Genomic DNA, 10,794 nt, shown 5'->3' on the forward strand with positions numbered 1-10,794 from the left:
CGCCTTGATGGCGGTCGCGGCCGCTCTGAGCGCCGTGTGGATGTTCGCACGGCTGCCGACCAATCCTATGCGCGATTTCCTGTCGATCCTGTTCCGCGCCTTCTACCGGCTGGAGGTGAAGGGGCGCGACAATATCGCCAAGGCCGGCCCCAACGCCATTATCGCGCTGAACCATGTCAGCTTTCTCGACGCCGCGCTGGCGCTGTCGCTGCTGGAAGACGAGCCGATCTTCGCCATCGATTCCAGCATTGCGCAACGCTGGTGGGTCAAGCCGTTCCTGCGTTTCGTGCGCGCCTTGCCGCTCGACCCGACCAAGCCGATGGCGACGCGCAGCCTGATCCAGGCCGTGCGCAAGGGCGAAACGCTCATCATCTTCCCGGAAGGCCGCCTCACCGTCACCGGCTCGCTGATGAAGGTCTATGACGGCGCCGGCATGATCGCGGAAAAGTCCGGCCGGATGGTGGTCCCGGCGCGCATCGAGGGGCTGGAATCCTCTATGTTCTCGCGGCTCGCACGGGATCAGGCGCGGCGCCGCCTGCTGCCCAAGGTCACAGTGACCATTCTGGAGCCGATCGAATTGAAGGTGGACGACAGCCTGCGCGGCAAGGCCCGGCGCCAGGCGGCGGGCGCGGCGCTCTATCAGGTCATGTCCGACCTCTATTTCAAGACCGCGAATCTCGACCAGACCATATTCACCGCCATCGCCGCCGCCGCCGACAGGCACGGCATGGGGCGGATCGCGCTGGAAGACCCGACTTCCCCTGCCCTCAGCTATCGCAAGCTGCTGGTCGGCGCCCGCGTGCTCGGCGAAAAGCTCAGCCCCCTGGCGCCGGCCGGCCAGTCCATCGGCCTGATGCTGCCCAACGCCAATGGCGCCGGCGCCGCCTTTCTCGGGCTGATTTCCGCCAATCGCCCGCCGGCCATGATCAATTTTTCAGCCGGCCCCGCCAATGTGCTTTCGGCCTGCGCCGCGACGGAGGTGAAAACCATCGTCACCTCGCGCGCCTTCATCGAAAAGGCCAAGCTGCAGGGCCTGGTCGAAAAGGTCGGCGAACAGATCGCCTTCATCTATCTGGAAGATGTGCGCGAAACGGTCACGACGCTCGACAAATGGCGCGGGCTGCTGCGCTCCGGCGCGCCGATCGTCAAGGCTCGCCCGGAAGATCGCGCGGTGGTCCTGTTCACGTCGGGTTCCGAGGGGACTCCGAAAGGCGTCGTGCTGTCACATCGCAACATTCTGTCCAATGTCGCGCAATGCGCGTCGCGGATCGACTTCGGCCGCCGCGACCGGCTGTTCAACGTGCTGCCGATCTTCCATTCCTTCGGACTGACAGGCGGCCTCGTGCTGCCGCTGGTCCACGGCGTGCCGATCTATCTCTATCCCTCGCCGCTCCATTACCGGGTCATTCCGGAACTGATCTATGCGACCAACGCCACGATCATGTTCGGTACGGACACCTTGCTGAACGGCTACGCCCGCTCCGCGCATCCCTACGACCTGCGTTCGCTGCGTTACATCATCGGCGGCGCCGAAGCCGTGAAGGATTCAACCCGGCGACTCTATGCGGAGAAATTCGGCCTGCGCATTCTGGAGGGTTATGGCGTCACCGAAACCTCCCCGGTTCTGGCGCTGAATACGCCCATGTTCAACCACTTCGGCACGGTTGGGCGGCTCTGCCCCGGCGTCGAGGCGCGGCTGGAGCGGATCGAGGGCATCGAGGATGGCGCGCGGCTTCATGTGCGCGGACCGAATGTCATGCTCGGCTATCTGCGCGCGGAAAAGCCCGGCGTGCTGGAGCCGCCGCCGGAAGGCTGGTACGACACGGGCGACATCGTGGCGATCGACCGCGACGGCTTCGTCGCGATCAAGGGCCGCGCCAAACGCTTCGCCAAGGTCGGCGGCGAAATGATCTCGCTGGCGGCAGTGGAGGCGCTGGCCGCCTTGTGCTGGCCGGAGGCGAAAGTCGCGGCGGTGGCGCTGCCCGATCCGCGCAAGGGCGAAAAGATCATCCTCTGCACGGAGAAAGTCGGGGCGAGCCGCGCCGAATTCATGGCCGCGGCCAAGGCGCAGGGCGCGACCGAACTGATGTTCCCCGCCCAGGTTCTCGTCATGGACAAGCTGCCGCTGCTCGGCTCGGGCAAGACCGATTATCCTGCCATAACCAAGGCCGTGACGGAAAAGCTGGCGGCCTGATCGGCGCTTCCAGAACGGTCGACGCGATCATGGCCGGGCTCGTTCCCGCCATGGCCGGGACAAGCTCGGGCCTGACGGCTTCCTTAATCATCCACCATCGAACCGCCGCCTTTTTAAGAACAACTTAAGAAATCTGGCCCGATTATTGCTGCACTGCACACTGGAAAACGAGGCGCACGTCAAAGGAGCATTCCATGTGTGAAATAATCGATTTCCAGTCGCGCAGAGGGGATTTCCTGCGCCGCAAGGCCGAGAAATATGCCGAAAACCTCGGTCATCAGACCGCGCGGGTCGCCTGGCTCAAGGACAATGGCGCCCCGCTCGCGGAGCAGGTCCGGGCCGCTCTGGACGCCGGCAAGGCCGATACGGACTGGCGCGAAATTGAGCAGACCCTGGCCGGATTGGTCGACGCGCCGCAGGGCGTCCTGCAAAACTGAGACGCCTTTTCAGGCGGCGTCGCCGGGCGCCAGGGCCGCATAATCGATCTTGTCGTCGAAAAATTGCGACGAGATCTGGTCGACGCTGGCGATATGGTTCGCCAGCAATTGCGCCAGAGCGTAACCGATAAGATGGCGGCGCATGGCCGGCTCCGCCCGCGCGAAGGACTCGCGCAATTTTTCGGCCTCGGCGAGCAACGCCGCATGCTGGCTGCGATGGCAAGGCAGGATCGGCACGCCGACCCGCTCCATCTCCGCCTCCTCCCGCGTAAAATGGGCGCGGATTTCGTCAAGTATCGCATCGAGATAAGCCTGCAATGCGTCGTCGGCGAGCGCCGGAACGCGCGCGAACATCTGTTCCAGCGCAAAATGATCCTCGTCCATCACGCGGACGCCAAGCGGCAATTGGGGCAGGTTCATCGGATCCTCATCGGGGCGACGGTTATCATTTGAGGCGCGGCCGCGCCAGCGCCGGGCCATAGAGCGCGGCGAAACCGAGAAAGGCGGCGAGCCAAGCGAAAGCGGCGGCATGGAGCAAAGCGAAGCTCCATTGCGGCGCGAGCGCGGCCCCGATCCGCGCGGCGGCGGCCACCAGAACGGCGGCATAGAGCGCCTTGGTGCCCCAGCCGGCGTGAAGCGCGCGCCCGGTGTGGCCGAGGCTGGCGCGGGTCATCACCGCGAGAGTCATGCCGCCGACGGCGCCGACGGCCCAGGCGTGCAGCCCGGCGCTGGCGGGAACGTCCGGCAGGAAGGCGGCGAGCCCGCCCAGCACGAAACCGATCGGCACGAAGATAAAAGCCAGATGCAGGATGGCGACCAGAGCGTCGCCGACGGTGCGGTCGCCCGCCCAGCGCGCCAGCCGCGCGAAATTCAGCAGGCCGGCGGCAATCAGGGCCAGCCCGACGGCATGGCTGTCCGGCGCGACAATCCAGCCCACCAAGGCGGTAGCCGAGACCGCCATGCAGATCCCGTCGAAACGCCCGAATTTCTCCGGCAGGCGGCCGGCGCCGCGGCGTTGCAGGAAGGTGTGGGTGAAACTCGGCACGATGCGGCCGCCGATCAGCATGATGAGCATGACCAGCACCGCCAACGCGAGGCGCCGGCCGTGGATCGCATCGCCGGTCAGATGCGCCTCGACATGGAACAGAACATTGGCCGCGAGCAGCAGCACGACCACGACCAGCACCCGCGCGTTGCGCCAGTTCTTGCCGGCGGCGATTTCGCGGGCGATGGCGGCGCAAAGCAGCGCGAGGAAGGCGCAATCGATCACGGCGACGACGGCCCAGCCCAGCCCGGCGGACAAGGCCATCGCCATGCGCCCGGCGAACCAGACTGCAAACAGGATCAGCAGCGGACGGCCCCGCAGCGGGAGGCGCCCGGTCCAGTTGGGAACCGCCGTCAGCAGGAAGCCCGCGACCACTGCGCCGCCGTAGCCGAATAGAGCCTCATGAGCGTGCCAGTCCATCGGCTGGAAGGCGTTGGGCAGGCTCATCTCGCCGAAATATTGCGGCAGCCAGACAATGACCGCCACCGCCGCCCATACGGCGCCGGAGAGGAAAAAAGGTCGGAAGCCGTAACTCAGAATGGCGGGGCCGTCCGCAAGACGGCGGCTGGCGTCGGACATGACAGCTCCTTGGTCGCTCGCGACACTTTTGCTAAACCTTGTGCAAGGCCGCGACCTTGCGCGAGGGCAAACAGGGCGGCGGATTTTAAAGGACAAGCCATGGCGCGGCTCGACCGCTCACTGATCGCCGATTGCCCGGCCTTCGCCGGCCTGAACGCGGCGGCTCTGGACGACATTCTGGCGCGGGCGCAAATCCTGCGCCTGCCGAAGGGCGAGACCGCCTTCCAGCAGGGCCAGACGGCCGACCGCTTCTTCCTGCTGCTGCACGGGCGGCTGCGCGTGACTCGCATCAATACGCAGGGCGCGCAAATTCTGGTCCGCTTCGTCGCGCCAAACGATCTGTTCGGCGTCGCGATGGCGATCGGCGCGCCGGCCTATCCGGGCACGGCGACGGCGGCGGTCGATTCGCTGGCTCTCGCCTGGCCCAACGCCGCCTGGGCGGAACTGATCGCCGCCTATCCGACCGTCGCGATCAAAGCGATGCAATCGATCGGCGGGAGGCTGCAGGATACGCAGGAGCGGGTGCTGGACCTTTCGACCCAGCATGTCGAGCAGCGAATCGCCGGCGCGGTGCTGAAGCTGGCGCGGCAGGCTGGACGCGAAACCGAGGGCGGCACGCTGATCGACTTCCCGCTGTCGCGGCAGGATCTCGCCGAAATGACCGGCGCGACGCTGCATACCGTCAGCCGCACGCTCAGCGCCTGGGAGGCCAAGGGGCTGGTCGATTGCGGCCGGCAGAAGGTCGTGGTGCGCGACGTGCGCGGCCTCGAGGCCATCGCCAGCAAGGAGACGTGACCGCGCCGGCTCAGGCCTGCAGCACGTAAGAGCCCGGCGCAGCCGCAAGCGCCGGATAGCCCTTGTCCGGCGCGCCCATCGACGGCGGCCCGACCTTGCGGCCCTGCGACCGCCCGTCGAGCCAGGCCAGCCATTCCGGCCACCACGAGCCCTGCTCGACCTTGGCGGTCTCGCGCCATGAATCCGGGCCGACATAATGCGCGCCGGCCGGGCGATGGGAGACGCGATAGCGCCGGCCGGCATGGCCCGGTTCGCTGACGATGCCGGCATTGTGCCCGCCGCTGGTCAGGACGAAGGTCGTGTCCACATCGTCGAGCAGATTGATCTTGTAGACCGACCGCCAGGGCGCGACATGGTCTTTTTCGGTCGCCACCACGAAGAGCGGCGTGTTGATGTCGCCGAGCGAAATCGGTTCGCCGCCATCGACCTTGTAGCGCCCCTCGAACAGGTCGTTGTTGAGGAAAAGCTCGCGCAGATATTGGCTGTGCATCTTGTAGGGCAGCCGGGTGCCGTCGGCGTTCCAGGCCATCAGGTCGTTCAGCGGCGTATGGCGGCCCATCAGATATTCATGGACCATGCGCGACCAGATCAGGTCGCTCGACCGCAGCAACTGGAAGGTCCCGGCCATCTGTTTGGAATCGAGATAGCCCTGCTCCCACATGATGTCTTCGAGGAAATTGAGCTGGCTGTCGTCGATGAACAAAGTCAACTCTCCGGCCTCGGTGAAATCGGTCTGCGCGGCGAACAGCGTGGTGGAATTGAGCGTCTTGTCGCCCTGCTGGGCCAGATAGGAGGCGGCTATGGCCAGCAGCGTGCCGCCAAGGCAGTAGCCGACCGCATCGACCTTCGCCCCCGGCACGATGGCGCCGATGGCCTTCAGCGCCTCCAGCACGCCGAGATGCAGATAATCGTCGAAGCCGAGGTCGCGATCCTCGGCGCTCGGGTTGCGCCAGGAAATCATGAAGACCGTATGGCCGTGATCGACCAGATATTTGACCAGCGAATTTCCCGGCGACAAGTCGAGGATGTAATATTTCATGATCCAGGCCGGCACGAACAGCACCGGTTCGGCCTGAACCTCGCTCGTCGTCGGGCTATATTGGATCAGTTCGATCAGCCGGTTGCGATAGACCACCGCGCCGGGCGTGACCGCCACCGTCTCGCCGGGGCGGAAATGCTCCGCGCCAATCGGCGGCTTGTCGCCCGCCTCGCGCTCCCAATCCGCCCAGAAATTCGTCGCGCCGCGCGCGAGATTCTGGCCGCCTTCCGCCAGCGTCGCCTGCAGCACTTCCGGATTGGTCGCCACGAAATTGACCGGCGAAACCATGTCCAGCGCCTGCCGCGCCATGAAATTCACGAGCTGCTCGTGATGCGGCGAGACGCCGCGAATCCCGGTGGTAGCGCTGTGCCACCATTGCTGATTGAGCAGGAACCATTGCTGGAACAGGTTGAACGGCGGCTTCTTCCAGGCCTCGCCCCGGAAGCGCGAATCCTGCGGCAGCGGCTCTATGCAGGGCTCGCAGGACGGATCGGTCACGGCCCTCATGGCGTAATTGGCGAAACGCAAAGCCTTGCGGTAGCCTTTTTGCGCGAGCTGCTGCTGTTTGGCCGGAGAAGACCAGAAATGAATCGCCCAATCGGCATAAGCGAGCCACAGCGAGGCCGGCGACAGGCCCAGAGTATAGCGCGCGAGGCCGGCGTGAAGCAGCCGGTCAAGCGGGGTCGGCGGCTCCGCCTCGGGCGCGGCGGCCGGCGGGGGCGCCGGGACCGACAAGGGCGCGAGAACCGGCGGGGGCGCGGCCACCACCGGGAGCTGGCCCCGCGCGACTTCCGCGACCGCCAAAGCCGGCTCCGGCGCCGCCACGGCGCGGCGCCGCGCCCGCGTGGCTGCTGGCGCTCCCGACGACGACCCTGCACCACTCGCGCTTTTCGACGGCTTCCTCATCGCATTCCTCTCCCGCACCGCCCTCCGGCCTGCGCCGGAAGGAACGCGGCCATATTGCGCGACCAGCCGGCCCTCAGGAAAGGGGCTATGTCAAAAGAACGTGGCTGGGACGACAAAAGCGATTTGCACATTTGCACTCAAGCTCGGCGCGGCAACCCGGCGTTCATGAAATTGTGGAAATCGAGGTGAAAATTCTACCCAGAGTGCGGCTAATATGGCCAGCCGGATATGGGAGAGAGACGACATGACGATCAAGGACATCCTGCTTCATCTCGGTCCCGACGCGCCGGCCGGATTCGCTCTGTCGCTGGCCGAACGAATGGGCGCTCATGTCACGGCGGCGACGGTGGTGATCGACATTCCCGCTCCCGTTCCGGATCCGGCCGGCCTCGCCGCCGGCTGGAATTTCACCGATTACGAGCCCTTCGAAAAGATCGCCGCTCTGCGGCGCTCCGCCGCCGAACAGGATTATGCGCGTTTCGCGGCCGCGGCGCCGGCGGGCGTCGCTACGGAATCGGTCATGATCGAAGCCTATCTGGAGCGGGCCGGCGACGAATTCGCGCGGTTGGCGCGGCATTTCGACCTGACGATCATCGCGCGCGACGACGGCGCGGCCGGCGGCCAAAGCGGCCCCCTCCTCTCCAGCGCGCTGTTCGGCTCCGGGCGGCCGCTGTTCATCGCCCCGCCGGGCCATGAGGGGCCGGCGGGGCTCGACCGCGCGCTGGTCTGCTGGAACGCTAGCGCGCAGGCGGCGCGAGCGCTTTCCTCCGCCTTGCCGCTGCTCCGCGCGGCGGGGAGCGTCGAAGTGCTTTGCGTCTCCGACGCGGACGCGCCCAGCCGCGACCTGCCCGGCTTCAACATCGCGCGCCATCTCGCCCGCCACGGCGTCGCCGCGACCCTGCGCGACATAACGACCGCGCAGGATGCGGCCTCGGCCATCCTCGGCCATGCGGCCGACAGCGCGGCGGATTTTCTGGTGATGGGCGGCTATGGCCATTGGCGCCTGAGCGAGATGATCCTCGGCGGAACCACCCGCGCCATCCTCGGCGCCGCGCCGATCCCCGTTTTCATCGCCCATTGAGCCGCCGCCCGGCGCGGCCGGCGGCGTTTGCGCTCTTTTCATCTCTTTGTGCAATGCTGACACTGCATCGGGCGCAAACGCGCCTTGGACTTTCCGCCTGCGCCACCAAGAGAAATGAAACCGGAGCGGGAGAAAAACGATGTATGCCGCGCTGTCTCTCGACCAGATCAAGCATCATCTGGGCGGCGAAGAGCGTCTCGCCGCCATCGGCGCCTATGAATTCAGCGTCGACCCATCGCATGTCACTTTCCGGCTCGGCCGCCCCAACCCGAACCGCGTGCGCACCGTAACCGTGTCATTCGAGCCGAACGGCAAGTTCGGGATGGAATGTTTCGGCGCGCTTGAACCCGGCGCCTTCCGCGCGCGGCGCGTCGGCGGCGCCTCGGAGATCCTGCCCGAAAATCTCGCCACCGTTCTCGGCAAGCTGACGGGCATCGACGATTTGCACCACCGCCATTTCTGACGACGCGGTTCAGGCGCAATCGCATTCCTGCGCGAAATCGCCCGCGAACTCGCGCCAGGCGTCGAGATTGCGGCGCGGTACGCCGATGACCACCGCGACGCCAAGCGCCAGGGCGTCCGAAATGACGCAGCGGAAGCCGCCGCCCTCGGCTTCGGTCTTGCCGAATTTATTGAGCAGGACGACATCGCATTCGGGCAGGCTTTGCAGCGCCAAGGCGCAGGCGCGGGTGAGGCCGTCGAGATCGAGCCGGCAGCCGCGCGCGAAGGCGCCGCGATCCTGCGAAATCCGGATCGTCTCGCCGCTCGCGAGATCCTCCAGCAGCATGTCGCATTTCCGGCCCGGCGCGGCGGGCGGCGGCTCCCGCTCGATCACGCCGCCGAGCCGCGAGCCCTGCGCGCGGGCGCGGGCCGCAAGCGCGCGAAACAGGTCGCCGATCGCGAAGCCTTCGTCATAGACCAGCGCCGTCAACGGCCCCGCGAGCGGATCGACGTCCCAGCGGGGCGCGAAATGTTCAATCGTCACCGGCGCGTTCATCGCCCTTCCTCTCACCCAAGCCCTTGCCTCAAGCTCTTCTCAAGCCCTTGCCCGGGCGCCCGCGAGCGCAACGCCGCGAAGGTCCGCCAGTCCGGCCAGATGCGCGATATAGCCCGCAATCGCCTGCCGTTCGCGGCTTTCGGAAAGATAGCCGGCAATCCGCTCGCGCGCCAGTTCGAACGGCAGGTCGCGCCCCTCGATCTTGCGGTCCAGTCGCAGGATGTGGAAGCCGTAGCGCGTGCGGACCGGCTCGTCCGACACGGCGCCCGACGCCATGGCGAACAAAGCTTGCTCGAACTCCGGGACCATCTGGCCACGCGCGATCTGGCCGAGATTGCCGCCGGCTTCGCGCGACGGGCAAGCCGACAGGGCCCGGGCAGCGTCGGCGAAGCCGGACGGGTCCCGCTTCAGCGCGGCGATCAGCGCGCGGGCGGCTTCAAGCGCCTCAGCCTCGTTTTCCGGCGTCGCCGCGATCAGGATATGAGCCGCCTCGTAGAGATCGGCGGAGCGGAAGCGGCCGCGATTGTTGTCGTAATAGCGGCGGCAGTTTTCCTCGTCGGGCGCGTCCTGCGGGATCGCCTGGGCGACCACCGCGCGGATCAGCGCGTCCTCATCGGTTTCGCGGCGGCCATTGGCGTCTGTTTCAGGCGCCGGCGACAGACCGAGCCGGCGCGCCTCCTGCAGCAGCAACTCGCGGATGGCGAGCGCGCGGGCGGCGGCCGCGAAGGCCTCCGCCGGCGAGGACGCCGCGTGATTTTGCGCTTCGGCGGCGATGAGATCGTGCGGCAGCACGGTTCCATTGACGCTGATTTCCTTGCGGCCCGAGAAGGCGTCGGGCGATTTGACGGCGCAGGCGCTCATGGCCCTCACTCCCCTGCCGCGAGGGTCTTGCGCGTGCGCACGACCTGATAGCCCTGCCGGCCGAGATACCAGATCGGCGCCGACCAGACATGGACCAGCCGCGTGAAGGGGAAGATCAGGAAGATCGTCATGCCCAGCACGAGATGCAGTTTGAAGATCGGGCTCACATCAGCGACCGCTTCCCAGTTGTCGCTCCGCAGCGTGAACACGCCCTGCGCCCAGGTCATGAATTTCACCATTTCGTGCCCGTCGAGATGATTGAGCGAGACGAAAATGGTGGACAGCCCCAGCAGCAATTGCGCCAGCAGGATGAACAGGATCGCGATGTCGCTGAAGGACGAGGTGGCGCGGATGCGCGGATCGGTCAGGCGCCGGTGCAGCAGCAGCACGAGGCCGACCAGGCACATCACGCCCGCGACGCCGCCGACGACGATAGCGAGCATTTGCTTGAAGGAGTGCGGAATGCCGAGCGCGTCGAAGATCGCGATCGGCGTCAGCAGGCCGACGAGATGGCCGAAGAAAATGACCAGGATGCCGATGTGGAACAGGTTGGAGCCCCACATCAATTGCTTGCGGCGCAGGAGCTGCGACGAGCCTGAGCGCCAGCTATATTGCTCGCGGTCGAAGCGGATGGCGCTGCCGAGCAGGAACACGGTCAGGCAGAGATAGGGATACCAGCCGAACAGCAGGTGATTGAGATAGTCAGCCATGGCGACCGTCCTCCGGCGCTTGGTGAGATTGCGCTTGGTGAGAATGCGAATGGGTGAAAGCGGTGCGGGGCGTCGGATTTTGAACGATTCCCGGCGCCGGGCGCCGCGCCTGCCGCAATTTGGCGGCGAGCCCGTCATGGCCGCAATCGC

11 protein-coding genes are annotated in these 10,794 nt (G+C 66.4%); 5 read left to right on the forward strand and 6 right to left on the reverse strand.

What is annotated here, in order from left to right:
* Both ACE3S9_RS08270 and ACE3S9_RS08275 read left to right on the forward strand, forming a co-directional pair.
* The coding region (locus ACE3S9_RS08270; protein ID WP_374545970.1) for an AMP-binding protein at positions 1-2,194 on the forward strand (2,194 nt) is incomplete at its 5' end.
* A gap of 194 nt (positions 2,195-2,388) precedes the next feature.
* Entirely contained in the window at positions 2,389-2,631 is a 243-nt protein-coding gene (locus ACE3S9_RS08275; protein WP_374545971.1) for a hypothetical protein, read from the forward strand.
* Positions 2,632-2,640: 9 nt separating this feature from the next.
* Here the strand turns inward: ACE3S9_RS08275 and ACE3S9_RS08280 are convergent, their stop codons facing one another.
* Complete coding sequence (locus ACE3S9_RS08280) at positions 2,641-3,051, reverse strand: bacteriohemerythrin (RefSeq protein WP_374545972.1); 411 nt, start codon at positions 3,049-3,051, stop codon at positions 2,641-2,643.
* Between the two features lie 25 nt (positions 3,052-3,076).
* Positions 3,077-4,255 carry an NnrS family protein gene (locus ACE3S9_RS08285; RefSeq protein WP_374545973.1) on the reverse strand — a complete coding sequence of 393 codons (1,179 nt, stop codon included), beginning with the start codon at positions 4,253-4,255 and terminating at the stop codon, positions 3,077-3,079.
* Positions 4,256-4,354: 99 nt separating this feature from the next.
* Here ACE3S9_RS08285 and ACE3S9_RS08290 point away from each other — a divergent pair, with 99 nt between their 5' ends.
* The gene (locus ACE3S9_RS08290; protein ID WP_374545974.1) at positions 4,355-5,050 is read left to right on the forward strand and encodes a Crp/Fnr family transcriptional regulator; all 696 of its coding nucleotides are present in this window, start codon (positions 4,355-4,357) and stop codon (positions 5,048-5,050) included.
* Between the two features lie 10 nt (positions 5,051-5,060).
* Here the strand turns inward: ACE3S9_RS08290 and ACE3S9_RS08295 are convergent, their stop codons facing one another.
* A complete protein-coding gene (locus tag ACE3S9_RS08295; protein ID WP_374545975.1) occupies positions 5,061-6,995 on the reverse strand; it encodes a PHA/PHB synthase family protein in 1,935 nt (644 codons plus the stop codon).
* 244 nt (positions 6,996-7,239) lie between these two features.
* Here ACE3S9_RS08295 and ACE3S9_RS08300 point away from each other — a divergent pair, with 244 nt between their 5' ends.
* On the forward strand, positions 7,240-8,076 hold the full coding sequence (locus tag ACE3S9_RS08300) for a universal stress protein (protein WP_374545976.1): 837 nt from the start codon (positions 7,240-7,242) through the stop codon (positions 8,074-8,076).
* A 139-nt stretch (positions 8,077-8,215) separates the two neighbouring features.
* A complete protein-coding gene (locus ACE3S9_RS08305; RefSeq protein ID WP_374545977.1) occupies positions 8,216-8,539 on the forward strand; it encodes a hypothetical protein in 324 nt (107 codons plus the stop codon).
* Positions 8,540-8,548: 9 nt separating this feature from the next.
* Here ACE3S9_RS08305 and ACE3S9_RS08310 read toward each other — a convergent pair whose 3' ends face one another.
* From ACE3S9_RS08310 to narI, 3 genes are read right to left on the reverse strand one after another with little or no spacing between them, the layout of a single operon-like run.
* Positions 8,549-9,073, reverse strand: a complete 525-nt coding sequence (locus tag ACE3S9_RS08310) for a DUF2478 domain-containing protein (protein WP_374545978.1) — start codon at positions 9,071-9,073, stop codon at positions 8,549-8,551.
* A 39-nt stretch (positions 9,074-9,112) separates the two neighbouring features.
* The gene (locus tag ACE3S9_RS08315; protein ID WP_374545979.1) at positions 9,113-9,934 is read right to left on the reverse strand and encodes a peptidylprolyl isomerase; all 822 of its coding nucleotides are present in this window, start codon (positions 9,932-9,934) and stop codon (positions 9,113-9,115) included.
* Positions 9,935-9,939: 5 nt separating this feature from the next.
* On the reverse strand, positions 9,940-10,644 hold the full coding sequence (narI, locus tag ACE3S9_RS08320; protein WP_374545980.1) for a respiratory nitrate reductase subunit gamma: 705 nt from the start codon (positions 10,642-10,644) through the stop codon (positions 9,940-9,942).
* Positions 10,645-10,794 lie beyond the last annotated feature (150 nt).

It is taken from the genome of Rhodoblastus sp. (assembly GCF_041915505.1).
Classification (GTDB): Bacteria; Pseudomonadota; Alphaproteobacteria; order Rhizobiales; family Beijerinckiaceae; genus Rhodoblastus.